The sequence below is a fragment of the Parerythrobacter jejuensis genome, from assembly GCF_039536765.1.
GTDB lineage: Bacteria > Pseudomonadota > Alphaproteobacteria > Sphingomonadales > Sphingomonadaceae > Parerythrobacter > Parerythrobacter jejuensis.
Window position 1 is genome coordinate 945844 of record NZ_BAAAZF010000001.1, and the last position, 22804, is coordinate 968647.

Annotated in this window: 26 protein-coding genes; 11 read left to right on the top strand and 15 right to left on the bottom strand. The window is 61.0% G+C overall.

Translation table 11 applies throughout. The features are described 5' to 3' along the window. Nucleotides 1-4 precede the first annotated feature (4 nt). The 5 genes from ABD653_RS04590 to ABD653_RS04610 all read right to left on the bottom strand — a co-directional run bounded on the left by ABD653_RS04590 (nucleotide 5) and on the right by ABD653_RS04610 (nucleotide 4560). On the bottom strand, nucleotides 5-1276 hold the full coding sequence (locus ABD653_RS04590) for a Glu/Leu/Phe/Val family dehydrogenase (RefSeq protein WP_160780076.1): 1272 nt from the start codon (nucleotides 1274-1276) through the stop codon (nucleotides 5-7). A 352-nt stretch (nucleotides 1277-1628) separates the two neighbouring features. Then, the gene (locus ABD653_RS04595) at nucleotides 1629-2231 is read right to left on the bottom strand and encodes a 2-hydroxychromene-2-carboxylate isomerase (RefSeq protein ID WP_160780077.1); all 603 of its coding nucleotides are present in this window, start codon (nucleotides 2229-2231) and stop codon (nucleotides 1629-1631) included. A gap of 11 nt (nucleotides 2232-2242) precedes the next feature. After that, a complete protein-coding gene (gene metZ / locus ABD653_RS04600) occupies nucleotides 2243-3448 on the bottom strand; it encodes an O-succinylhomoserine sulfhydrylase (protein WP_160780078.1) in 1206 nt (401 codons plus the stop codon). Between the two features lie 145 nt (nucleotides 3449-3593). Beyond that, nucleotides 3594-3812 (bottom strand): hypothetical protein, encoded by a 219-nt coding sequence (locus tag ABD653_RS04605; RefSeq protein ID WP_160780079.1) that lies wholly within the window; start codon nucleotides 3810-3812, stop codon nucleotides 3594-3596. 205 nt (nucleotides 3813-4017) lie between these two features. Continuing rightward, entirely contained in the window at nucleotides 4018-4560 is a 543-nt protein-coding gene (locus tag ABD653_RS04610; protein WP_160780080.1) for a TetR/AcrR family transcriptional regulator, read from the bottom strand. A gap of 74 nt (nucleotides 4561-4634) precedes the next feature. Between ABD653_RS04610 and ABD653_RS04615 the strand changes: the two genes are divergently transcribed. Continuing rightward, nucleotides 4635-5021, top strand: coding sequence for a hypothetical protein (locus ABD653_RS04615; RefSeq protein ID WP_160780081.1), 387 nt, complete (start codon nucleotides 4635-4637; stop codon nucleotides 5019-5021). Between the two features lie 92 nt (nucleotides 5022-5113). Here ABD653_RS04615 and ABD653_RS04620 read toward each other — a convergent pair whose 3' ends face one another. Further along, entirely contained in the window at nucleotides 5114-5332 is a 219-nt protein-coding gene (locus tag ABD653_RS04620; protein WP_160780082.1) for a hypothetical protein, read from the bottom strand. A 193-nt stretch (nucleotides 5333-5525) separates the two neighbouring features. On the opposite strand from ABD653_RS04620, the gene ABD653_RS04625 reads away from it, so the two are divergent. Then, nucleotides 5526-6869, top strand: a complete 1344-nt coding sequence (locus tag ABD653_RS04625) for a glycosyltransferase family 39 protein (RefSeq protein ID WP_344705285.1) — start codon at nucleotides 5526-5528, stop codon at nucleotides 6867-6869. 8 nt (nucleotides 6870-6877) lie between these two features. Here the strand turns inward: ABD653_RS04625 and ABD653_RS04630 are convergent, their stop codons facing one another. The 6 genes from ABD653_RS04630 to ABD653_RS04655 all read right to left on the bottom strand — a co-directional run bounded on the left by ABD653_RS04630 (nucleotide 6878) and on the right by ABD653_RS04655 (nucleotide 11353). Beyond that, on the bottom strand, nucleotides 6878-7966 hold the full coding sequence (locus ABD653_RS04630; protein WP_160780084.1) for a glycosyltransferase family 2 protein: 1089 nt from the start codon (nucleotides 7964-7966) through the stop codon (nucleotides 6878-6880). Between the two features lie 10 nt (nucleotides 7967-7976). Then, a complete protein-coding gene (leuB, locus tag ABD653_RS04635) occupies nucleotides 7977-9035 on the bottom strand; it encodes a 3-isopropylmalate dehydrogenase (RefSeq protein WP_160780085.1) in 1059 nt (352 codons plus the stop codon). Nucleotides 9036-9069: 34 nt separating this feature from the next. Continuing rightward, on the bottom strand, nucleotides 9070-9666 hold the full coding sequence (gene recO, locus ABD653_RS04640) for a DNA repair protein RecO (protein WP_160780086.1): 597 nt from the start codon (nucleotides 9664-9666) through the stop codon (nucleotides 9070-9072). 16 nt (nucleotides 9667-9682) lie between these two features. Beyond that, entirely contained in the window at nucleotides 9683-9931 is a 249-nt protein-coding gene (locus ABD653_RS04645; protein WP_160780087.1) for an accessory factor UbiK family protein, read from the bottom strand. A 32-nt stretch (nucleotides 9932-9963) separates the two neighbouring features. Next, a complete protein-coding gene (locus tag ABD653_RS04650) occupies nucleotides 9964-10518 on the bottom strand; it encodes a TspO/MBR family protein (protein WP_160780088.1) in 555 nt (184 codons plus the stop codon). 85 nt (nucleotides 10519-10603) lie between these two features. Continuing rightward, nucleotides 10604-11353 (bottom strand): TlyA family RNA methyltransferase, encoded by a 750-nt coding sequence (locus ABD653_RS04655; RefSeq protein WP_160780089.1) that lies wholly within the window; start codon nucleotides 11351-11353, stop codon nucleotides 10604-10606. 72 nt (nucleotides 11354-11425) lie between these two features. On the opposite strand from ABD653_RS04655, the gene ABD653_RS04660 reads away from it, so the two are divergent. From ABD653_RS04660 to ABD653_RS04685, 6 genes are all read left to right on the top strand, one after another. After that, nucleotides 11426-11968: a hypothetical protein gene (locus tag ABD653_RS04660; RefSeq protein ID WP_344705286.1), complete on the top strand. Its 543-nt coding sequence runs from the start codon at nucleotides 11426-11428 to the stop codon at nucleotides 11966-11968. A 636-nt stretch (nucleotides 11969-12604) separates the two neighbouring features. Beyond that, the gene (locus ABD653_RS04665; protein WP_160780091.1) at nucleotides 12605-13687 is read left to right on the top strand and encodes a branched-chain amino acid aminotransferase; all 1083 of its coding nucleotides are present in this window, start codon (nucleotides 12605-12607) and stop codon (nucleotides 13685-13687) included. A 1-nt stretch (nucleotide 13688) separates the two neighbouring features. Continuing rightward, on the top strand, nucleotides 13689-14612 hold the full coding sequence (gene trhO, locus ABD653_RS04670) for an oxygen-dependent tRNA uridine(34) hydroxylase TrhO (protein WP_199801295.1): 924 nt from the start codon (nucleotides 13689-13691) through the stop codon (nucleotides 14610-14612). Then, complete coding sequence (locus tag ABD653_RS04675) at nucleotides 14609-15250, top strand: glutathione S-transferase (protein ID WP_160780093.1); 642 nt, start codon at nucleotides 14609-14611, stop codon at nucleotides 15248-15250. The genes trhO and ABD653_RS04675 overlap by 4 nt, the downstream gene beginning before the upstream one ends. After that, a complete protein-coding gene (locus ABD653_RS04680) occupies nucleotides 15247-16059 on the top strand; it encodes a helix-turn-helix domain-containing protein (RefSeq protein WP_160780094.1) in 813 nt (270 codons plus the stop codon). Before ABD653_RS04675 ends, ABD653_RS04680 begins: the two co-directional genes overlap by 4 nt. A gap of 44 nt (nucleotides 16060-16103) precedes the next feature. Continuing rightward, nucleotides 16104-17171 carry a serine hydrolase domain-containing protein gene (locus ABD653_RS04685; RefSeq protein ID WP_199801140.1) on the top strand — a complete coding sequence of 356 codons (1068 nt, stop codon included), beginning with the start codon at nucleotides 16104-16106 and terminating at the stop codon, nucleotides 17169-17171. Nucleotides 17172-17180: 9 nt separating this feature from the next. Here the strand turns inward: ABD653_RS04685 and ABD653_RS04690 are convergent, their stop codons facing one another. Next, nucleotides 17181-18083 carry a LysR family transcriptional regulator gene (locus ABD653_RS04690; protein ID WP_160780095.1) on the bottom strand — a complete coding sequence of 301 codons (903 nt, stop codon included), beginning with the start codon at nucleotides 18081-18083 and terminating at the stop codon, nucleotides 17181-17183. Between the two features lie 127 nt (nucleotides 18084-18210). On the opposite strand from ABD653_RS04690, the gene ABD653_RS04695 reads away from it, so the two are divergent. Genes ABD653_RS04695 through ABD653_RS04705 form a run of 3 tightly spaced genes read left to right on the top strand, consistent with a single transcriptional unit; the run spans nucleotide 18211 to nucleotide 20005 of the window. Continuing rightward, on the top strand, nucleotides 18211-18927 hold the full coding sequence (locus ABD653_RS04695; protein ID WP_160780096.1) for a pirin family protein: 717 nt from the start codon (nucleotides 18211-18213) through the stop codon (nucleotides 18925-18927). A gap of 59 nt (nucleotides 18928-18986) precedes the next feature. Further along, nucleotides 18987-19580 (top strand): FMN-dependent NADH-azoreductase, encoded by a 594-nt coding sequence (locus ABD653_RS04700; protein ID WP_160780097.1) that lies wholly within the window; start codon nucleotides 18987-18989, stop codon nucleotides 19578-19580. 38 nt (nucleotides 19581-19618) lie between these two features. Next, nucleotides 19619-20005: a DoxX family protein gene (locus ABD653_RS04705; protein ID WP_344705287.1), complete on the top strand. Its 387-nt coding sequence runs from the start codon at nucleotides 19619-19621 to the stop codon at nucleotides 20003-20005. A 71-nt stretch (nucleotides 20006-20076) separates the two neighbouring features. Here ABD653_RS04705 and ABD653_RS04710 read toward each other — a convergent pair whose 3' ends face one another. Both ABD653_RS04710 and ABD653_RS04715 read right to left on the bottom strand, forming a co-directional pair. Next, nucleotides 20077-20484 (bottom strand): hypothetical protein, encoded by a 408-nt coding sequence (locus tag ABD653_RS04710; RefSeq protein ID WP_160780098.1) that lies wholly within the window; start codon nucleotides 20482-20484, stop codon nucleotides 20077-20079. Between the two features lie 81 nt (nucleotides 20485-20565). After that, nucleotides 20566-22623, bottom strand: a complete 2058-nt coding sequence (locus tag ABD653_RS04715; RefSeq protein WP_160780495.1) for an NAD(+) synthase — start codon at nucleotides 22621-22623, stop codon at nucleotides 20566-20568. Between the last annotated feature and the right edge of the window lie 181 nt (nucleotides 22624-22804).

Genomic DNA, 22804 nt, shown 5'->3' on the forward strand with positions numbered 1-22804 from the left:
TGGCTCAGCCCTTGCCGAATTCCTCCACCGTTCCCGCTGCCGATACTGCGGCGCAGATCCTCTTCAACGCAACGCCATAGGCCGCAGTTCTCATATCAAGGCCGGATTGGTCCATCAGATCGCGTACAGCCTGAGCCGCATCCTGCATCTTGTCTTCCAGATAGTCCGCCACCTCGTCATCTTTCCAGCCCAAGCCGGTGCGGCCCTGCACCCATTCGGCGTGACTGATCGTCACCCCTCCGCCATTGGCGAGAATATCGGGAACCACGTCGATCCCTGCATCACGCAGAGGCTCGTCAGCCTCGGGCAGGATCGGGCGATTGGCGATTTCGACGATCGCCTTGCAGGCAAGCTTTTCGACATCGTCCGCGTCACCGATCACACCGCCCAGGGCCGCCAGCACCAGCACGTCGCAATCCTGTTCGATTATTGCCGCGCCATCATCGGAGGTTTCGACCCCGTCGCCCGAGAAGGACGTGACCGAGCCTTCTTTCTCCTTGGCTTCGATCAAAGCATCTATGTCGAGCCCGTCTTTATGACGGACAAGGCCCGAACTGTCTGAGACAGCGACGATTGTGTGCCCGTTCTCAACCGCTGCCTTCGCGAACCAGGTGCCGGCATTGCCGAAACCCTGCAACGCAATGGAGAGCCCGCCGTCGCCGTCGAATCCGAGGCTGTCGCGCACGGCCTCCAGCGCGATCATGCCCCCACGCCCGGTGGCCGGGGTGCGACCGGGAATGCCGCCCAGCGCAACGGGCTTGCCAGTAAAAGAGTTGGGCTCGATCGAGCCGCTCAAATGACCATATTCGTCGACCATCCATGCCATCTCCCGCTCACCGGTGGCGACATCAGGCGCCGGCACATCACGATTGGGCGAGACAATCCGCGCAAAGGCCCGGACCCAGCCGCGCGCGACACGCTCTGTCTCCATCGTCGACAATTCGCGTGAATCGACCTGTACCCCGCCTTTGCCGCCCCCGAAGGGCAGGCCCATCAGTGCACACTTCATCGTCATGAGAAAGGCCAGGGTCTGAACCTCGTCCTGATTGACGGTTTCATGGAAGCGTATCCCGCCTTTCGTCGGGCCGAGAGTCGCGTCATAGCGGCACCGCCAAGCTTTCAGCTGTGTCAGGCTGCCATCGTCACGCCGCAATGGAATCGATGCGGCCAGCGTTTCGGTCGGATAATCCAGCCGCTCCACCAATTCGTCGGTCAGATCGAGATTTTCAGCCGCCCGGTGCATCCGTGTGCGTGCGGCACTTAACATATCGCCCATAATCGCTCCTTTTGCAAAACAAGCGAGCGAGACGCGGATTGGTTTCGAAATTCCTGAAGCAGCAAAAAGCCCAGCCAGCACCCGAGGATATTATGGTTAGTTTCGGGTAAACCGCAGATTCTTAAGGCACGTTAAGATGTCCGGGCCGAAAAGAGCATCGAAGGAGCCGCCCGGTACCCCCGAAATCCCAAGGCTCCTTGTGGCGGCATATTTGCCGCATCTTGCCAGAATTGCCGCGCGTATCCGGCGCGTCATTGGCAGGTCGTGAAAACGGTGCGGACCCGGTGGTCCGATCTCCTGGTCCTTGAATGGTCCCGGCTCCGCACCCTTCACGCCGCCGGGCACCCCGCGATCAGCCTTCCGTCAACATCTCTTCCATCTGGCCGAGGCGTTCTTTGCCGAAGAACATCTCGTTGCCGATGAAAAATGTCGGGATTCCGAATGTGCCGCGATCGACCGCGTTCTGGGTGTTGTCCATCAATTGCTGCTTGATTGCCGGGTCCTGGGTCTTGGCGAACAGCTCCTGCCCGTCGAATCCAGCCGCAGACAAGGCCGCGCCCAACGCGGCAGGATCATCCACCGCGACGCCTTCTTCCCACAGGGCAGGCAATAGCGCATCGGCCAGGCGGATCCGTTCTTCCCCTTCCACCGCCAACAACATGCGCAAGAGGTTGACCGAATTGAACGGGAATTGGGGATGCATCTGGAATTTGTCGAAGCCGTGCTTCGCGATCCAGCGCTGCATTTCGAGCATCGCATACTCGACTTTGCCCTTCACATCCTTGTCGCGGATCATCGGCGGGGCATTGCCGGTCAACTTGTGCATCCCTCCCAGAAACGCTGGCGTGATCTCCAGCTGCGCACCAGTCCGCGCCACCATGTCGCGCAGTGGCTGCCACACGAGATAGCCATTCGGGCTGACAAAATCGAAAATGAACTCGACGGTCTTGGTCATGCTTGCCTCTCCTACAGTCCGGCGGCTTTGAGCGCCTGGTCCATGTCTTCGATCACGTCCTCGATATCTTCGAGGCCGACATTGATGCGCAGCAGACCCTCGGTCACGCCCATTTCGGCGCGGGCGTCCTCGCCCATATTGGCATGGGTGGTGCTGGCCGGATGGCACATCAGGCTGCGCGCATCGCCGATGTTGTTCGAAATATCGATCAACTCAAGCGCATCCAGAGTGGCAAAAGCTGTCGCGCGATCACCGACATCGAAAGCGAAGATCGGGCCCGTCGCCCGCATTTGCTTGCGAGCCAGATCATGACGGGGATGGCTCGGCAAGCCCGGGTGAAGCATACGGTTGACGCGCGGTTCGATGAATGTGCCGAGCGTGACGGCGCTTTCACTTTGCCGCAAGGCGCGCAGTTCAAGCGTTTCGAGCCCCTTGAGCACTACCCACGCGTTGAATGGCGCACAATTTGGCCCTGTATTACGCTGGAACGGGAGGAGCGTCTCGTTGATCCATTCCTCGCTGCCGCAGACGGCACCGGCGAGCACCCGGCCCTGCCCGTCCATCAGCTTGGTCGCACTATAGGCGACCACATCGGCACCGAAATCCAGAGGGCGCTGAAGGACCGGTGTTGCAAAGGCATTGTCGACAACTGTCGTGATCCCGTGCGCTTTAGCCAACTGGCAGACATACTCCATATCGACCACATCCAGCGTCGGGTTGGCCGGGCTTTCGAAGAAGAAAACCTTGGTGTCGGGCCTGATGGCCGCGTCCCATTGTGCGTTGTCGGCGCTGTCGATCACCGAGGTTTCGATGCCGAAGCGTGGGCACAAATGGTCGACCAGCCAACGGCACGAACCAAAGGCCGCGCGGGCGGCCACAACATGGTCGCCGGCGGAAAGCTGGCTCAATAGGGCCGCTGTCATCGCCGCCATGCCACTGGCCTGCGCCCGGCATGCTTCGGCCCCTTCCATCAGGGCAATCCGCTCTTCCAGCATCGCGACCGTGGGGTTTTGCAGCCGCGAATAGGTCATGCCATCGGCTTCGCCGGCAAACCGCGCAGCGACAGTCGCAGCGTCATCATAGGTATAGCCGCTGGTCAGAAACAGCGCTTCGCTGGTTTCACCATGCTCGCTGCGCCAAGTGCCGCCACGCACGGCCTGGGTGGCCGGGCGCCATGTGCGCGTGGTGCTGCGATCTGTGCCCGTGGTCTTCTTCATGCCGCGCGGCTTAGGCACGGAACTACATTGCGGCAAGCGTAACGCACTTCATCCTGTCCAAGCAGCGCTACTGATCGGTATCGGCCAAAGAAAAAGGGCGAAGCCTTCCGGCCTCGCCCCAATCTTTACCCAAGCGGGTTAGCGCTTACGGGCTGGTTGCTTCATCATCGTCTGCGATGATGATGATGCCGGCAATAACAGCTGCAGCGGCGAGCAGGGCGATGAGAATACCATTCTCGCCTTCCAGTTCACTTTCAGCAGTCACGGGCGCAATTGCCCGCTCGTTTGCGATCGCAGTGGCACCCATGGGCGCAACTGCCATAGTCATGGCAGCAAGGCCGAGGGCCATCTTCTTCAGTTTCATTTTTGGTCTCCCGAGTTGAGACGTTTTTGCAGGCTACGGTGCACATGCAGCCTTTGACACGGACCAGGAGAGGCTGTTTTCGCCCCTTTCCCGATTCGCGCAGTAGCAGTGTCTTATTGGCCGGCATTGTATGAATGCGACGTCTTGTGCATCGATCAAGGTGATGTGCTCACACATCAATAGCGGGCAACACTTTGGGAAATCGTCACAAACCCGGCAATCCGGCAATTCCCCCTGATCCGATCTCGGCGCGGCCAACCGCAGCGAGCATTTGCGCGCCCTCGATTACGGTCAGAACGGCTCGGGCCCCGGCCCCAGGATCAGGATCATTGGCAGGCAAATGCGCCTCCACCCAGTCCAGCAACCGATCCATGATCGCACCTGCACTGCGCAGATAGGCATCGTCCCCGCGCGCGCAGCCACTGACGATATCCCACCACAAGCGGAAAAAGGGCGCGAAGGCAGGGTCAGCGGTGACTGCGATAACCTGCTCTGCACATGCGCGGCGCGAGATCGCCCGCCCCTGTGGAAATGCAGTATCGAGGGCGCCCGCGAACATCTCTGACAGGTGGGTCAGCACCGCTGCCACCAATTGGTCTTTGTTACCGAAGTGATAGATCAACATCCGGTCACTGGTTCCGGCAGCCTTGGCGAGCGGTCGCAAACTGAGATCGGCCAGGCCGTGTTCCAGCACATGGGCGGCAATGAGAGGAAGCAGGGATTCTCGGGAAAGGCGGGTTTTGGACATACCGGTCTTGTAGCGACTGCTACAACGAGCTACAACTGTAGCAGTTGCTACAATCGATTCGGGAGAATCCCGCCATGTCCGCTTTCATGATCCTGTTCCTGATCGGCGTAGGTGCCGCCGGCCTCGTCCTCGGCTCCATCGTCGTGACAGACCGCAAGACTGGTAGTCCCGCTCTCGCCATCGCCCTGTTGGCCGGCTTCGTTGCCCTGACCGCCATCACCATCGCGCATGAGGGGGTGTGGCAGGTCGTGACCAATCACACCGTCAATTTCTGGGGCATCCAGGTCTGGTATGATCTGCTGTTTGCTGTTGGCATCGCACTGTTCTTCATCGCACCGCGCGCACGGGCAATGGGGATGCCGCTGTTGCCGTGGATCGTCTTTGTCGGCCTGACCGCCAGTATCGGCCTGTTGGCAATGGTGGCGCGGCTATTCTGGCTCGAGCGACAAGCGCAGACTTAACTGCGATTCCACAAAATTTTCAGCGCCCAAACGAAAGGCGGAGCCCCTTTCGGGACTCCGCCTTCCTCTTGGTGACCTGTTAGATCAGGCGCTTATGCGCTGACCGAATCGTTGTCACTGCCGGCGGCGATGATCACGCCTGCAACAGCTGCAGCAACGACCAGAATACCGATAATCACATTGTCGCCGCCGAGCTCTTCACCTTCGACCGGAGCGCTTGCGCGTGCCAGGGCCGGTGCAGCCGACGAAACGACCGGAGCTGCGAGCAGCGAAAGCGCTGCGGCACCCGAAAGAACGTTACGAAGTTTCATTGTGTATTCCTCAAAACATGCATGTTTGCGACCACACACCTGTCATGCGCAACAGCGCCCAGCACTGTCGCAGTCCCTTTTGTGGCGTGCGGCGGAGGGAGTAAGGGCCGACGTCGACAGGGTCAATTATCAATTGGTATCACTTGGTAAGCATTCGATTGCACGGGTGATAACGTGACCTATTCGCAACGGATTGACAGGTCATTCCCGCAAAAACAGCGCCTTGCCCGTTCGCAAAGACGCCCGTATCGCTGGATTCACGATGCAAACGCCGCATGTCAGATCACCCGATCCCCTTGTGGCCATGCTGGCGCTGAGCGCTGCTTTTCTTGCCTTGTGTTTGTGGCGGATCACGATCCCGACTGCGCCCTTTTTCGACGAAATCCATTATCTCCCCGCCGCTCGCGCCATGCTCGACGGATCGCAATGGATGAATGCAGAGCACCCGCCCCTGGGCAAATTCCTGATCGCAGGAGCGCTGGCATTGTTTGGCGACTCGCCGCTTGGATGGCGCATCGTCCCGGCGCTTTCGGGTGCGATATCGCTATTCGCATTGGGACGTGCCTTGTGGTTCGCCAGTGCCAGCCGCTTTGCAACGCTGGCCTATCTGATCCTGCTGGCGACCGGCTTCTTCCTGTTCGTTCACGCCCGCATCGCCATGCTCGACGGGATCATGGTGGCCTTTGTCAGCATCGCTCTGTGGCAATTCGCCCGGGCCATCCGCGCCCCGGAAGAGGGCCGCTGGCGACTTGCGTTAACCGGGCTTGCGATCGGCGCTGCCATGGCGACCAAATGGAACGCCCTTCCCCTCGCGATCGTGCCGGGCCTCGCCTTCTTCTTCGTCCGCCTTTCCGCGGGGCGCCGCCGATTGCTGGTCAGTCGTCGCGGTGCGCCAGTGCCCGGTATCTCGCTTCTCGAGGCAGGCTTGTGGCTCGGGCTGGTCCCGCTGGCGATCTATGCCCTCAGCTTCGCGCCGCTGTTCTGGATGGGCGAGCACCCTTTCGGTGATCGTGGCCTGTTCGGCATCCAGGCGATGATGCTCGAACTGCAGCAGAGCGTGAAAGCGACGCATAACTACCAGAGCAGGTGGGACGAGTGGCTGATCAACTGGCGGGCGATCTGGTATCTCTATGAGCCGGTGGACGGAGCGCAACGCGGCGTCCTGCTGATCGGCAATCCGCTCACCATGCTGCTGGGATTGCCGGCCATGCTGTGGTGCGGATGGATCGCAGCCACCCGTCAGCGCAAGGACGCCCTTGCCATCGTCATCCTGTTCGCGGTCAGTCTGGGCTTCTGGATCGTGGCGAGCAAACCGACCCAGTTCTATTATCACTATTTCCTGCCCAGTTGCTTTCTGCTGGCAGCCTTGGCTCTCGCGCTTGCGGCGCTTCGCAATGCGGGCTGGACCAAGCTCGCCTGGGTCACACTGATCGCCAGCACCGCAGTGTTCGCTTGGTTCTACCCGATTTTGAGCGCCGCGCCGCTGGACGGTCCGGAGAGTTTTGCCACCTGGATGTGGCTGGATAGCTGGCGCTAGAGCTTTCGCTAGAATCGGCCCCAGACAAAGCGGCTCGACAAGGCGTAGTTCCACACCGCGCCGATCAGGATGCCCGCCACGGCCGCCAACGCCCAGAATATGCCGTTGGCCTGTAAAAGGCTGGCCACCGCTACATTCGCCACTGCGCCAACCGAACAGGTCAGGCAAAAGCCGAGCCATCCGGTCAGCATGGCACGCGGCCCGACCAGTCTTTGGTCTCGATAAGTCAGCCAGTTGTTGAGCCAGAAATTGAAGCTCATCGCCCCGAAGGTGGCCACGGCCTGCCCCAGCGCAAAGCCGCTGCCCATGACGAGGAAGACAAGTGCCAGGATCGCCATATGGACTGCGACACCCACCGCGCCAACTGTGCCGAACAAGGCGAACCGCGTCGGGATCAGGCGCCCAAGATGGCGATCATACAGCCCGACAAGAAACTCGAATGCGACGGCCCGGTCCAGCTTGCTCGCTCCCGCCCTGCGTGGGGCGAACTGCAACGGGACTTCGCGCACGGTTAGTGACCTGTCCGACGCCGTCAGGAAATCAAGCAGCACCTTGAACCCGATACCCGAAAGGCGCGGCGCCACGTCGCGCATGTGACGGGTTTCGAGCAGGAAATAGCCGCTCATCGGATCGCTTAGCTCGACGCCCGTCAATCGTCGAGCCAGTCTGTTGGCCATCGCCGATCCCTCGCGCCGCCGCGCATCCGCGAGGCCGCCGGGATCGCCCCCGTCGACGAAACGAGAGGCAACTGCAACGTCAGCCCCGCCAGTGCGGACCAGCTCCAGCATCCCCGGTAGGAGCGCGGGATCATGCTGGTGATCGGCGTCCATGACCGCAATATAGGGGGCCGCAGTGGCACAGGCACCTTCGATCACAGCACTGGCCAATCCACGCCGACCGATACGCTGGATCACCCTGATGCGCGGGTCTGATGATGCAAGCGCGCGCGCCGCATCCGCCGTTCCATCCGGGCTGTTATCATCGACGAAAATGGCTTCCCATGTAATGCCGCCCAGGGCCCCATGCAGCCGATCCACCAGCGGGCCGATATTCTCGCGCTCGTCCAGCGTCGGCAGGATAATGGCGAGATCGGGCATGGTTGAAGCCTTAGAGCCGCGCGATCACCGCGTCACTGATTTCCGCGGTCGACGCAGTCCCGCCCAGATCGGCCCCGCGAATGCCATCGGCCAGGGCGCGCGCCACCGCCGCCTCGATCTTCTGCGCAGGATCCTCTGCGCCGAAGCTGTGGCGCAACATCATCGCTGCCGAAAGGATGGCGGCCAGCGGGTTGGCCTTGCCTTGCCCGGCAATATCGGGCGCGCTGCCATGGATCGGTTCGTACAGGCCGAACGTACCACCGGCGGTCTTGCGCTCACCCAGACTTGCGCTCGGCAACAGGCCGATCGACCCGACGCACATGCTCGCCTGATCGGACAGAATGTCTCCGAACAGGTTTCCAGTCACGATCGTGTCGAATTGCCCGGGCGCGCGGACCAGCTGCATCGCGGCGTTGTCGACATAGAGATGATCGAGCGTCACATCGGGATACTCGCCCGCAACTTCGGTCACGACATCGCGCCACAGTTGACTGGTTTCCAGCACGTTGGCTTTGTCCACACTGGTCAGCCGTTTGTTCCGGCCACGCGCGGCCTCGAACCCGATCCGGGCAATCCGGCGGACCTCGTCTTCCGCGTAAGACATCATGTCCCAACCCTCGCGCCGACCATCCTCGGTGGTCCGCTGGCCCTTGTCGCCAAAATAGACATCACCATTGAGCTCACGCACGATCAGTAAGTCGATTGCGCGGGCAATTTCCGGTCGCAAGGCAGAGGCGTCCTCCATCCCCTCAAACGTGGTCGCGGGTCGCAAATTGGCAAACAGGCCGAGTTCTGCACGCAGGCCCAGCACTGCCTGTTCGGGCCGCAAATGCCGTTCCAATCCGTCGCAGGATGGATCGCCGACCGCGCCGAACAGGATTGCATCGGCCTCGCGCGCAGTTGTCAGTGTCTCCGGCGGCAAGGGATGCCCGTGGCGCTGATACGCGATGGCACCCACATCTCCCCCCAGTAACACAAGCCCAGGTAGGCGCATTGCCTCCAGCACCCGGACGGTTTCGGCGATGACCTCCGGCCCGATACCGTCTCCGGGAAAAACTGCGATTTTCATATGTTTGCTTCCTACCCCTCAGACCTGATCGCGATTAAACCATCTTGCGCAGCCGTTCGATCAGCTGCTCGCGCGCGGCCATCGTGTCTCCGAACCGGTCGGCTAGCAAATAGCGCTGGAGCGGATCAGCCAGTTTTTCCATAGCCGCCAATATGTCAGCTAGGCCCTCGGCTTCGGGCTTCGCCCCGCCATAGCCCAATTCACGCAGCAACAACGTCTCGTACGTCAAAAGAGCCGGTGCCCAACCACGGGCAGAGGGCGCTTGGCAAATCGCCTCAAGCAGAGCCTTCAGGGCATTGTAAAGGCTGGGATAGGGGTTGCGTTCGGGCAACGCCGTCGCGGTCAGGGCAGTGACCCATTGGATCGCTGCTGCGGGCAACGGCTCGCTCAGCCAAGGCCCCCGGCTTTCCAGCAACTCAAGCTTGGCAAAGGGCAGCTGGCTATCTGATTTTGCCCGTAGATCGACTGCGACAAGGTTTCCCGGAATTACCACCGGGCGCAAATTGCGCCCCCTGCCCCCGGCGACATAACCCGCGACCAATCCGTATTCCTCGGTCAGCAACCGCGCAATCACCGCTGTCTCCCCATGTGGACGGACAGCGATCAAAATGGCGGGCGCGCGCAATTGCATGGCGCGCCAGAACCAATCAGGCTTTCAGCTTGGCTTCCAAAGCCGCGATTTGCGCCGCAAGCTTTTCGTTCTCTTCGCGCGCCTTGGCGGCCATCGCTTTGACCGCATCGAATTCTTCGCGGCTAACAAAGTCAACGCCGCCCATGGCTTCACGCACACGTTCGCGCGCGCTTTCGCGGGCTTCGCGGCTCATGCCCGCAAAGGTACCAGCCGCTCCGTTCACGAGCTTAACGATGTCGGCGATCATTGGATTTCGGCTTTGCATCCGGCGCAAATGGGCCGGATTGCGGGATTTGTCTAGAGTTCAATCCGTTGGACCGCAGGCTCGGACCCTTCACCCGATGCCCCGGGATTGAGGCGCAGGAATTCATAATTGAGCGCGGTCGCGAACAGGATCCAGGCGAGATAAGGTAGCAACAGCAATGCCGCCAGCCGTCGCACTTTCCAGAACAAAATGATCGTCGCGATCACCAGCACATCGAGCACAAGGATAACGCCCAGCGCGACATCGATTTGCTGGAAATTGAAGTAGATCGGGCTCCAGGTCAGATTGACGAGAAACTGCACAACGAACACGACAATCGCCATCGTTCGTCCGCGTGCGCCCCAGGCAGCACAGACCAGCGCCAGCGCGATACCCATCAGGAAATACAGGATGGGCCACACGATCCCGAACAGATAGGACGGCGGATTGAACGCCGGCTTGTCGAGCCCGTTATACCATGCCGAATTGGGCCCATCCATGCTGAGCTGTGCGGCCAGAAAGGCCAGCAGCATCACGGCCGGCACAACAAACAAAGCCCAGCGAAAGAAGCTGGCGCGCAATTGTGCCTTGGATGCAAGTCCGGTCATGTGTCCTCTGGTCCCGATTCTCTCGTGGGATAGGTTGGCGCTGTTTGCATAGCCTTTGCCGGTCACGCAAGCGCGCCGGGCCAGTCTATGCCGGATCGCCCCCACGGTGTGCCGAAATGAGAAATTCCACATTGCCTTCCGGCCCTGTGATCGGGCTCTCTACGATGCCCTGGACCTGCCAGCCGCTGTCTTGCAACCAGACCTTCACTTCAGCGCACACACGCTTGTGCAGCGCCGGATCACGTACCACTCCGCCCTTGCCCACTTCCTCGCGCCCGACTTCAAATTGCGGTTTGATGAGGGCGACCAGACGGCAGTTCGGTTGCGCCAGTCTGAGCGGCACTTCGAGCACTTTTGCGAGCGCAATGAACGAGGCATCGCATACCACCCAGCTATAGGGGCGCGGCAGCATGACCGGGGTCAGGATGCGGGCACTGGTCTGTTCCAGCACCGTTACGCGTGGGTCTTGCCGCAGCTTCCACGCCAGCTGGTTGGTGCCACTGTCGACGGCAATGACATGCTCGGCCCCGCCTTGCAGCAAGACATCGGTGAAACCGCCGGTCGAGCTGCCGACATCCATCGCGGTCACACCGGCGGGGTCCAGCCCAAAATGTTCCAGAGCATGTGCGAGCTTGAGCCCGCCCCGGCTGACCCAGGGGTGATCGCGCCCGCGCACTTCCAATGGCGCATCCTCGGCCAGTTGCTGCCCCGGCTTGGCCAGCTTTGTCTCGCCGGAAAACACAATGCCGGCCATGACCAGCGCCTGCGCGCGGGTGCGGCTTTCGGCCAGTCCGCGCTGGACAAGCATTTGATCGATGCGCTGCTTCTTTGCCATGGACCTACATTTATCGTGGACGCTCCGCCGGTTAGCTTGCATTGAGGGATTATGTCACGTTCCCATGCACAAATGCTTCTCCGCCTGACCGTTCTTGCCCCCAGCATGGCGCTCGCCTGTTGCGTGGCGCCGCCTCCGGAAACTGCCGCACCACCGCCGCCTGTGGCTGTTCCTGCGCCGACCCCTGCCCCACCGCCGCCGGTGGTGCAGCAGCCCGTCTACGCAAATTTCCTTGATGCACCGCAGACGCCGGGAAACTGGCGCTATGGTGACCGGCCCAATGGGGGCTTCGCGACATTTGGAGGCGATGGAGAGCCGGCGATGTTCGGGATCGAATGCTCGCGCAGGGCAGGATCGGTTCGTCTGGTCCGCACTGCCAGAGCCAATGACCGCGTTGCCATGCGCATTCGCACCGAGACGACCCAGCGCCTGTGGCAGGCCGTCCCCAATCCATCCGGCACGCCAACCGTGATTGTGGATATCCCCGCAAGTGATCCGCTGCTCGACGCGATTGCGCTCAGCCGCGGGCGGTTTGCTATCGAGACCGAAGGCTTCACGACACTCTATTTGCCGGCATGGGCCGAAGTCACCCGGGTGATCGAGGATTGCCGTTAAGGGGGCGTTGGTTTGGCCCTCGAACAAATATCCTCAAAACTCCAAAATACCGCTTGTATTCCCGTCTGAAACGACTCAGATTGCGAATTGAGTTCGGCGGTCCACGCGGTACTCGGCCCCCGGTGAAACGGTGTGGGTCTTGCTTCAAAAGCTTGAAAGGAGGTGATCCGATGTCTCATGGTTCAGTAGCGAGGTCGGTGAAGATCCCTACGGAGCATATTCGGTAACAATTTCCTTGCCGAGTAAGGCGACGTGAGCGGCTCTTCCGGCCGCTGACCATGCGAAAGGCGGTTCCTGCTGAGGCGGGGCCGCCTTTCTCTTTTCTTGTCTTGTTTTTCGCACGCCCTCCGGCGCGCGATATCCTCGCTCCCTACGGTCGCTGCGGGCGGGCGGTCGCCCTTGCGGCTTGCTTGTCGCAAGCCGTGCTCCGCCACCAAGCCTTGAGGCCGGGAATACTCCGGTCGGCGACTAGCCGACCGCAAGCGCGACTGCGCGCCCGAGCTTTTGCGAGGAAGCAAGGGGCGCGGACGCGCCCCGCCCGCAGGGTCAAAGCAAAGACCTTGAACTGCCAGCGTAACGTTCCGTACTCGGTAAACAATCTTGCCCTAGCCACCCTCGCCCTTTATCGCGCAGCCCATGCAATTCACACGCAATCCCCACCCTGCCCCGACGCATGAGAACGTCCGCAAGGCTGCCATTGCCGATCCCGGTTTCGGCACGGTGTTCACCGATCACATGGTCACCATCGACTATGACGAGGCGAAAGGCGGCTGGCACTCGGCGCAGATCGGGCCACGCGAGGCCATTGCGCTCGATCCGGCGGCGAGCGTGTTGCACTATGCGCAGGAAATCTTCGAAGGGATGAAGGCGTATCAGCAGCCAGACGGCAGCATGGCGCTGTTCCGCCCGGAAGAAAACGCCCGCCGCTTCAATGACAGCGCACGCCGGATGGCGATGCCGGAGATTCCGGAGAAGCTGTTTTTCGATGCGGTCAAATTGGCGGTGGAGACCGATGCAGAATGGATGCCGCCGGTCGAAGGCGGCTCGCTCTATATTCGGCCCTTCATGTTCGCTTCCGAAGCCTTCCTCGGCGTGCGCCCGGCCAAGCAATACAAATTTGTGGTTATCCTCGTTTCCTCGGGCAATTACTTCAAGAACGGGGTGAACCCGGTGCATATCTGGGTGAGCCAGGATTATGTTCGCGCGGCACCGGGCGGCACCGGCGCGGCCAAGACCGGCGGCAATTATGCCGCTTCGCTCGTGCCCCAGGCCGAAGCGATTGCGCAGGGCTGCGACCAAGTCGTGTTCCTTGATGCCACCGAGAAGAAATGGGTCGAGGAACTGGGTGGCATGAACCTGTTTTTCATCCGCAGCGACGGCAGCGTGATCACGCCGCCGCTGACCGGCACGATCCTGCCCGGCATCACCCGCGACAGCCTGATCGCCATGCTGCGCGAAGAGGGGCTGGAAGTGCGCGAAGAGCCCTACTCGATCCAGCAATGGCGCGAAGAGGCCGAGAACGGCACCCTTCTGGAGACCATCGCCTGCGGCACGGCTGCAGTGGTGACTCCTGTCGGAAAGGTCTCTTCACCCGAGGGATCGTTCAAAATCGGCGCCGGCGGCATCGGCCAGATGGCCCAGAAAATGCGCGAGCGGCTGGTGGGCATACAAACCGGCGCGGTCGCTGACACGCATGGCTGGATTACGACGTTGAGATGATCTGGTGAGCAACACCACCCCCGTTACCGTCGCGGCACTTTACCAGTTCACCTCCTTTGCCGATCCCGCCGCGCTCCGTGAGCCGTTGCTCGCGCTGTGCGAGGAAGTTGGCACGTGCGGCACGCTGCTGCTCGCCAGAGAAGGCATCAACGGCACGATTGCAGGCTCGGACAATGCAGTCAGCGCAGTGCTCGCACATATCCGGACCCTCCCCGGCTGCGCGGATCTCGAAGTGAAATACTCCCACGCCGACACCATGCCCTTCGCCCGCATGAAAGTCCGCCTCAAGCGCGAAATTGTGACTATGGGTCAGCCCGATGTCGATCCGCGCGCCAGTGTGGGTCGCTATGTCGATCCACATGACTGGAACGATCTGATTTTGGACCCCGACACGATCGTGATCGATACCCGCAATGATTACGAAGTGATGACCGGCCAGTTCAAAGGCGCAGTGGATCCGGCCACCGAGAGCTTCCGCGATTTTCCCGCATGGTTCCGCAGCCACCGGGAGGAGCTGCTGGAAGGCAAGAAGAAGGTCGCGATGTATTGCACTGGCGGGATTCGCTGCGAAAAATCGACCAGTTTCCTGCGTCAGGAAGGAATCGAGGATGTGTTCCACCTCAAGGGTGGCATCCTGAAATATCTCGAGACCGTGCCCGAAGATGAAAGCCTGTGGGAAGGCGAATGCTTCGTTTTCGACGAGCGGGTGACAGTGAAGCACGGGCTGGAGCAAGGCGAATACAGCCTGTGCCGTGCCTGCCGCCGCCCGATCACGGACGAGGAAATGGCCAGCCCCGACTATGTCGAGGGCGTCAGTTGTCCATACTGCATCGGCGAAAAGACCGAAGAGCAACGCGCCCGCTATGCCGAGCGGCAAAGGCAGCGCGAACTGGCCAAGCAGCGCGCAGGGAAGAACAGGTCATGAGCGACCTCCCGATCCTCTACAGCTTCCGCCGCTGCCCCTATGCGATGCGCGCGCGCATGGCGCTTTGGATCAGCGGCACGCGGTGCGAATTGCGCGAAGTGAAGCTGGCCGACAAGCCGCCGGAAATGCTGGAAGCGTCGCCGAAGGGGACAGTGCCCGTCCTACAACTGGCCGATGGCACAGTGCTGGAAGAGAGCATCGAGATAATGCGCTGGGCGCTGAGCCGGAATGATCCAGAAGGTTGGCTGGCGGGCGATGATGCCGGGCTGATTGCGCTGGGCGATGGCGCCTTCAAATACCATCTCGACCGCTACAAATACCCCACCCGCTATGAAGACGAGCCGAACCACGGCAAAGTCGATCACCGCGGAGAAGGGCTCGCCATACTAAGCGACCTGAACTTCCGCCTCGCAGACCGCGCCCAATTGATGGGGCCACAGCGGACCATGGCAGACATCGCCCTGTTCCCCTTCATCCGCCAGTTCGCCAATGTCGACCGCACCTGGTTCGACGTCCGGCCCATTCCGCATTTGCACGAATGGCTGGCAGACCATCTCGCCAGCGATCTTTTCCAGAACATCATGCCCAAATACACCCCGTGGAAAGCGGGTGACGATGTGGTGATTTTCAACTCGTGAACCGGGCCGAATCTTCCGCGCCGATCGTGCGCAATGCGGCAAGCGGCTATTGGGGTCACGACTTGGTCCGGCGCGAAGTGGGCAATGCAGTGTTCCAGTTGCACGAGGCCAATGCACCGCCCGAATGTGTGACGGCGCACGGCCATCATGGCGCGCATATCGTGTTCGTGACCTCCGGCGCCTATGTCACCAGCGTGACCGGCGAAAATGGATTCGTTGCCACACCGGTTGCGGTGATGAACCCGCCAGGCATGTGGCATCGCGATCATTTCGTAGGCGGGCGCGGCAGTTTCATGACGGTGGATCTGCATTGCGATGACTTGGAAGATGGCTACGCCCGGCATGATCAGTCGCAAAGCGGCCTGGCCCTTCTCGCCCGGATTGCGGCCTGCCTCAGTTCCGCCGATCCTTTGGCATTGGAAGACAGTGCGGCGCTACTCGTTGAGAAATTCACCCCCCTTGGTGCACCGGAACGCCAGGACCCCGGCGCCATCGCGTTGGCCTATGACGCGATCATGGCGAGCGAAGAGCCATGGCTTTTGACCGCTAGCCACTTGGCGCAGGCGGCCTGCATGCATCCGAATTCCCTGCCGCGTGCTTTCCGCAATCACTTCGGGCGTACGGCCTCACAGATCGCCAAGGCCCGGCAGGTCGAGCTGTGTGCCGACGCAATTGCAAAGCGGGACTATCCGCTTGCCGAAGCTGCCATCGCTTTCGGGTTCTGTGACCAGGCCCATATGACCGGCGCCTTTCGCAGGGTCACCGGGCTGCCTCCGGCGCGCTGGCTAAAAATGGTTTCACAACGTTAGATTTTTCCAAGACTGCGTGTTGCTCGTGCCGGTATGCAGGTCCAATGAAAACCACCTCTATCAAGGCCCTTTGTGCCGCCATCGCCCCTATCCTTATGATCAGCCAGCCCCTTTCCGCCCAACCGGCATCAGAACAGATCGACACCAAGGTCGAAGCCGGCGAGTTCAATCGCACCACCAGCATTCTGCTCACCCGGGGCGACCAGGTCTTGCACGAAAGCTATTACGACGAGGGCGGCGCCGGGGCGTTGCGCAACACTCGCTCCGTCACCAAGACGGTCACCGGTATGCTCGTCGGCATCGCCGTGGCGCGCGGGGCCCTGCCCGGGGCCGATGCCAAGGTCTTGGACTATTTCCCGTTTACGCCGGACAATCCCGACCCGCGCAAATCCGCCATGACAGTGGAAGATCTGCTGACGATGAGCGGGCCGCTGGAGTGCAATGATTCCAACCCGTGGTCACGCGGGAATGAGGAGCGGATGTACACGATCGAGGATTGGCCACGCTTCTTCCTTGATCTGCCGATCAGGGGCTTCCCCGCCTGGCAGCCCAAGCCCGCAGACAGCCCCTATGGTCGCGCGTTCTCCTATTGCACGGCCGGCGTTTCAACGCTTGGCGCAGTGATCGAAAGCGCAACGGGCGAGCAATTGGAAGACTATGCCAATACGCACCTGTTTGCCCCCTTGGGAATCGACACAACAGAATGGCAATTCTCGCCCTTGGGCCTGGCACAAGGCGGCGGCGGTCTTGGACTATCCTCGCGCTCATTGGAAAAGCTTGGGCGGCTCTATCTCGATGGCGGGAAGGTGGGTGACCAGCAGATCGTACCGGCCGACTGGGTCGCGGCATCGATTGCGCCCAAGGCTAGCGTGCCCGACCAGGAGGGGGTCGAATACGGGTATCTGTGGTGGCAGCGCAGCTATTCCCATGACGGCAAGTCCTATCGCGGTGCATCGATGAGCGGAAATGGCGGCAACAAGGTCATCATCATCCCGGAACTGGATTTGGTTGCCGTGATCACCACCACCAATTTCGGCCAAGGCAATGCCCACCAGGTGAGCGATCGCCTGTTCGAAGAGCACCTGTTGCCGCTGGCGGTTGCAGCGGGCTAGGCGCCTGCTTCAATCCGCGCAGTCTGCCAGCGTGTCGCGGATGGTGTCGATCAGCCAGCTGGTCGCCGGGCCCGGTCGCTGGTCGCGCCGCCATAGCGCGCTGAGGGTGTAGCGGTCGCCCGGCTTTTCGGGCAGATCGAGCTCCACCAGCGTGCCACGGGCGAGGTCTCCGGAGACCATATGGCGCGGCATGTTCCCCCAACCGATGCCTTCTTTCAGCAAGGCGTGCTTCGCGCCCAGATCGCCCAAACGCCAGCTGAGCGGGCTGAGCACCGAGAATTCTCGCCCCTCGGTCAGGGTGGAGCGGTCGGACAGGATCAATTGCAAATGCTTACGACTTTCCCCCGGCGCAATCTCCGGCGAAGCAAGCGGATGGGTGGGCGCGGCGACGGGGATCAACTCGATCTCGCCAATGGCCTGCCGCTCCAGCTCGGGGTGATCGCCAATAACCGGGCCGCCAATGGCCAATTGCGCATCATTTTCCAGCAGGCACGCGACAACCGCGCCTAGCCCTTCAACAAACAGGTTGAGCGAAACAGTCGGAAACATGGTGCGGAATTCGCCAAGCACCTGTGCGGTGACATCGCCGGGTACCATCACGTCAAGCACTAGCGATACATCGCTTTCGAGCCCCTGATGCAGGCTGCGGGTTTTGGCGAGCAACGCATCGGAGCGATCCGCCACCGCGCGCGCTTCGGCCAATAATCCCCGTCCCGCCTCGGTTAGCACCGGTTTGCGCGAACCTTGGCGTGCGAACAGGGTCACGCCCAGCTGGGCCTCCATCTGCGCAATCCCGTAGCTGATAGCAGACACTGCCCGCCCCATCCGCCGCGCGGCACCGCCAAAGCTGCCTTCCTCCTCCACGGCGAGGAAGATGCGGAGCTGGTCGAGGCTGGGTTCTCCTAAGCGCACGATCTATCTTGTTCGAAATATCTGAACATCTTGGAGTATTTTATCCCACTTATCCGGTTCGATCTCAAGGCCTATCTCCCTCTCACACAGTCGAAATGACATCAAAGACTCCAACGGGAGAATTGAAATGATCGAACACCGTCCCTTCAAAACGCTCGGCTCTGCCAATCACGGCTGGCTCGATGCACATCACCATTTTTCCTTCGCCAGCTACCATGATCCGGAGCGGGTCAACTGGGGTAGCCTGCGGGTCTGGAATGATGACACGATTCAGGCCGGTACCGGCTTCCCCACCCATCCGCATAACGACATGGAAATCATCACCTATGTTCGCAAAGGCGCCATCACCCACCGCGACAGCATGGGCAATGAAGGCCGCACCGAAGCAGGCGATGTCCAGGTGATGAGCGCAGGCAGTGGCATTCGCCATTCCGAATACAACCGCGAGGACGAGGATACCCAGATCTTCCAGATCTGGATCATCCCCGAAGAGCGCGGCGGTGAGCCGGCATGGGGTGCCCGCCCCTTCCCCAAAGGCGATCGGGCGGGTGCATTCGTGCCGCTCGCCAGCGGAGCTGCAAACGATGGTGCTTCGGGGGATGACGGCGCATTGCCCATCCGCACCGATGCCCGTGTGTTGGGCGCAACGGTGAAAGCGGGCGAGAGCATCACCTACACCACGCGAGATGCGTCCCGGCACCTTTATCTGGTGCCTGCCACCGGCAAGGTGCAGATCGAAGATGTCGAAGCCGAAGCCCGCGACGGCGTTGCCATCACCCACCTCGAAAGCGTCACCATTACCGCGCTCGAAGACAGCGAACTCGTCCTCGTCGACGCAGCCTGATCCCTCTGCCCCTCTCGGCTTGTGCGAGAGGGGCATCCCAATTTCCAAGGAGAATTCCCATGTCCACTATCCTGCACATCACCGCCAGCATCCGCGGCGAAGAGTCCGTTACCAATGCACTCAGCACCACTTTGGCCGAAGGTCTTTCGGCCAAGACCGGCGCACAGATTGTGACCCGCGATTTGTCAAAGAATGACGTGCCGTTCGTTTCGGCCAACCGCTTCGAGGCGAACCTGACACCGGCCGCCGATCGCACACCGGCGCAACAAGATCTTGCCCATTTCGCCGACCAGCTAATCGCCGAATTGCAAGCTGCCGACAGTGTGGTGTTCGGGGTGCCGATCTACAATTTCGGAGCCCCTGCAAGTGTCAAGGCGTGGGCTGATATGGTCGCCCGTGCCGGAACTACGTTTGCTTACACTGCGACCGGACCCAAAGGGCTGCTCGAAGGCAAGAAAGCCTATCTCGCCGTCGCTTCTGGTGGCACACCGGTCGGCGGTGACATGGACTTCATGACCCCGTGGTTGACCTTTTTCCTTGGTTTCCTGGGCATCAATGACGTCGAACTGGTCTATGCCGATGGCATCATGGGTGAAGGTGGCGAAGAGAAAATCGCTGCGGCCAAGGCCCAGGCAAAAGAAATGGCTGCATGATGCTTGCCGACGCAGATAACGAATTGGAGAGAAATACTATGACCTCGACCCAGCAAAACGCTCTGACTCTCGTCGCACGCCTGTTGCTTGCGCTGCTATTTATCCTGGCCGGCGTGAACAAAGTGGGCGCGATGGAAGGGACCGTGGGCTACATCACATCCAAAGGCCTGCCGCTACCCGAGGTTGCCTATTTCGGCACCGTGGCGCTGGAAATCGGAGCCGGGCTACTTCTCGCGATCGGGTTCAAGGCGCGCTATGCAGCTGGCGCGCTAGGTATCTTCTCGATCCTGACCGCGGTGTTTTTCCACAATGACTTCGCGCAGCAGAACGAGATTACGGCCTTTCTCAAGAACCTCGCCATTGCCGGCGGCATGTTCGCGATTGCGGCTCACGGGCCAGGGAAGTTTGCGCTCGATAAGGGCTGACCCCTGTTTGCCTCAGACAAATGCCGGGGAGCCCAGCTCTCCGGCATTTGCGTGTTCGGGTGGCAAAGCCCTCAGTCTGGCTTGTCGCGCTTTCTCGACTTCTTTTTCTTTGGTTCTTTGATGAAGCGGCGATTGTCGGCCTGTTGCTTGAGCACTTGTGCTCGAGTCTGAAGCTCGCGGCTCTCTTCCGGAGAAAGCCCGTCTTGGGCAAACCTGTCTGCCATGGCCCCGATTTGCCGCGCTTCACGCCGGAGCCCTCGAGCCTCGCGGCGAGACAATTGGCCCGCATCGCGGCCATCACGGATCGTCTCGTCTGCGCGTTCGAGAGCGCGCGCTGATTCCGCACCTTGCGAATTGATCGCGGTCGGCACGAACACAAGCTTGTAAGTGCCCGTCGATGGCAAGGATGAACTGCCGAACTGGGTGCACCCGGTCAGGGCGATCGACGCGCCGAGAATATACAGCAAAGCAGGTTTCAAAGCCTTGTCTCCCCTTCGCCCGGGAATGTGTGACCCCTGTGCTGAATTGCTTGTGAACTGGCCGATAGCGGCGCCGCACAGCTAGCTTTCCGGCACTTCGCGTTTCAATTCGTCCAGCCAAACCTTCGCCACCGCATCGCTCGGTGCGCGCCAATCGCCGCGCGGGCTCAGCGCGCCACCGCTGCTGACTTTCGGGCCATTGGGCAAGGCGCTGCGCTTGAATTGGCTGAACTGGAAGAAACGCCACAGGAATTTCTCGAGCCACTGGCGGATCGTGGCCAGATCATACTGGTTCTTGCGGTCCTCCGGGAAGCCGGCCGGCCATTGCCCTTCACCCGCTGCCTTCCACGCATGCCACGCCAGGAACGCCACTTTGCTCGGGCTCTGGCCGTAACGGATGATGTGGTGGAGGAAGAAGTCGTTCAGCTCATACGGCCCGATCTGGCTCTCGGTGCTCTGCATTGTGCCATCTTCGCCTGCAGGCACCAATTCGGGCGAGATTTCGGTGTCGAGAATGGCTTGCAATACGGCATCGCACTGGTCGCTGAATTGCCCGGTGCTGATCGTCCACCGGATCAGATACTGGATGAGCGTCTTGGGCACGCCGGAATTGACGCCGTAATGGCTCATCTGGTCGCCTACGCCATAGGTGCACCAGCCTAGCGCCAGCTCGCTCAGATCGCCCGTGCCGACGACAAAACCCTTGTGCTGGCCAGACAGGCGGAACAGGTAATCGGTCCGCAGGCCCGCCTGCACATTTTCGAAAGTCGTATCATATACCGGCTCGCCATTGGCGAAGGCGTGGCCGATATTTTCCAGCATCATTTGCGCGGTTGGCTTGATGTCGATTTCCTCGGCAGTGATCTCCATCACTTCCATCAGCTTCCAGGCGTTCGATTTGGTCCCGTCCGATGTGCCGAAGCCGGGCATGGTGTAGCCGCGAATGGTGCTGCGCGGCAGGCCCAACCGGTCACACGCTTTGGCCGCCACGATCAGTGCGTGGGTCGAATCGAGTCCGCCTGAAATGCCGATCACCAGCGATTGCGGATTGGTCGCGCCGATCCGCCGCATCAAGGCATCAACCTGGATGTTGAACGCCTCGTAGCAATCTTCGTCCAACGTGTGTTGGCTGCCCGGCACAAAGGGGAAACGCCGGATCGGGCGTTGCAAACCCTTGTCGCCTGCCACATGCGCATGGTCGAAACTGATCGTGCGATACCAGTCTTCGGGCCGCTTCTCATGCTCTGCTGCATCGGCAAACGTCTGGTTGCGCATCCGTTCGGCCAGGATGCGGCTGGTGTCGACATCGACCACGCACAGTTCCGGCTCGAGATCGAAACGGGTGCTTTCACCCATCAACTCGCCCATTTCGTAGATGACGCCCTGCCCGTCCCATGCAAGGTCGGTGGTACTTTCGCCGTGCCCGCTGGCGGAATACACATACGCGCAGATCGAGCGAGCTGAGCTGGAACGGCAATGCAGTTTGCGATCATCCGCACGGCCAATGGTAATCGGGCTGGCGGAAAGGTTGGTCAGGATCGTCGCGCCTGCCAATGCAGCCAGGGTGCCGGGCGGATTGGGGCTCCAGAAATCCTCGCAGATCTCGATCCCGAATGTGAAGCCGGGCACATTGCTTGCGGCAAAGATGACGTCGGTGCCGAAAGGCACGCTGTGTCCGGCCACGGTAATATCCAGCCCCTGGCAATTGCGGCCATGGGTGAACCAGCGCTTTTCATAAAACTCGCGGTAATTGGGCAGGAAGCTTTTCGGTACGACTCCCAGAAGTTGACCGTTTGCGATGGCCAGCGCGCAATTGTAAATCTTGCCGTTGCGGCGCAACGGCGCGCCGATCACCAGCACCGGCGTCAAACCCAGGCTCGCCTCGACAATCGCCCCCACCGCCTCCTCGCACGCGTCCAGCATGGCGGTTTGCAAATGCAGGTCATCGATCGCGTAGGAAGACACGCACAATTCGGGATAGACCACCAGGTCAACCTGCTGCTCATGCGCCTTCTTCGCCTCGGCAATGATCCCGTCGCGATTGAACGGCACATCGGCGGTACGCATACTGGGCGTGGCCGTGGCAACCCGCACGAAACCGTGGCGGTGCATGTCGAAGAAATTCTCTGGGCCGCTCATTGATGCGGTGCCTTTCGTTGGGGGAGACTTGCGTGTCGAGACAGGCTCGAGCCAATCGGCAGGCGCGCATATGTTCAGCTCTGCCAGGCGTTTCTGGACCGGTGGACGGGCAATCTTGCCCTTGACTTCCCAGCCATACACCGTGCGGCTGGCCCAAGCCTGCGGAGCACCGTACAGCGCG

Coding starts and splice junctions, on each gene's coding strand:
- ABD653_RS04610 (WP_160780080.1), bottom strand. CDS start 4,560: ATGTCCAAAACCCGCCTTTCCCGAGAATCCCTGCTTCCTCTCATTGCC.
- ABD653_RS04595 (WP_160780077.1), bottom strand. CDS start 2,231: ATGACCAAGACCGTCGAGTTCATTTTCGATTTTGTCAGCCCGAATGGC.
- ABD653_RS04665 (WP_160780091.1), top strand. CDS start 12,605: ATGCAATTCACACGCAATCCCCACCCTGCCCCGACGCATGAGAACGTC.
- ABD653_RS04705 (WP_344705287.1), top strand. CDS start 19,619: ATGACCTCGACCCAGCAAAACGCTCTGACTCTCGTCGCACGCCTGTTG.
- ABD653_RS04675 (WP_160780093.1), top strand. CDS start 14,609: ATGAGCGACCTCCCGATCCTCTACAGCTTCCGCCGCTGCCCCTATGCG.
- ABD653_RS04590 (WP_160780076.1), bottom strand. CDS start 1,276: ATGGGCGATATGTTAAGTGCCGCACGCACACGGATGCACCGGGCGGCT.
- ABD653_RS04630 (WP_160780084.1), bottom strand. CDS start 7,966: ATGCCCGATCTCGCCATTATCCTGCCGACGCTGGACGAGCGCGAGAAT.
- ABD653_RS04655 (WP_160780089.1), bottom strand. CDS start 11,353: ATGGCAAAGAAGCAGCGCATCGATCAAATGCTTGTCCAGCGCGGACTG.
- ABD653_RS04685 (WP_199801140.1), top strand. CDS start 16,104: ATGAAAACCACCTCTATCAAGGCCCTTTGTGCCGCCATCGCCCCTATC.
- ABD653_RS04645 (WP_160780087.1), bottom strand. CDS start 9,931: ATGCAAAGCCGAAATCCAATGATCGCCGACATCGTTAAGCTCGTGAAC.
- metZ (WP_160780078.1), bottom strand. CDS start 3,448: ATGAAGAAGACCACGGGCACAGATCGCAGCACCACGCGCACATGGCGC.
- leuB (WP_160780085.1), bottom strand. CDS start 9,035: ATGAAAATCGCAGTTTTTCCCGGAGACGGTATCGGGCCGGAGGTCATC.
- recO (WP_160780086.1), bottom strand. CDS start 9,666: ATGCAATTGCGCGCGCCCGCCATTTTGATCGCTGTCCGTCCACATGGG.
- ABD653_RS04715 (WP_160780495.1), bottom strand. CDS start 22,623: ATGAGCGGCCCAGAGAATTTCTTCGACATGCACCGCCACGGTTTCGTG.
- ABD653_RS04620 (WP_160780082.1), bottom strand. CDS start 5,332: ATGAAACTTCGTAACGTTCTTTCGGGTGCCGCAGCGCTTTCGCTGCTC.
- ABD653_RS04695 (WP_160780096.1), top strand. CDS start 18,211: ATGATCGAACACCGTCCCTTCAAAACGCTCGGCTCTGCCAATCACGGC.
- ABD653_RS04615 (WP_160780081.1), top strand. CDS start 4,635: ATGTCCGCTTTCATGATCCTGTTCCTGATCGGCGTAGGTGCCGCCGGC.
- ABD653_RS04605 (WP_160780079.1), bottom strand. CDS start 3,812: ATGAAACTGAAGAAGATGGCCCTCGGCCTTGCTGCCATGACTATGGCA.
- ABD653_RS04660 (WP_344705286.1), top strand. CDS start 11,426: ATGCTTCTCCGCCTGACCGTTCTTGCCCCCAGCATGGCGCTCGCCTGT.
- ABD653_RS04700 (WP_160780097.1), top strand. CDS start 18,987: ATGTCCACTATCCTGCACATCACCGCCAGCATCCGCGGCGAAGAGTCC.
- ABD653_RS04650 (WP_160780088.1), bottom strand. CDS start 10,518: ATGACCGGACTTGCATCCAAGGCACAATTGCGCGCCAGCTTCTTTCGC.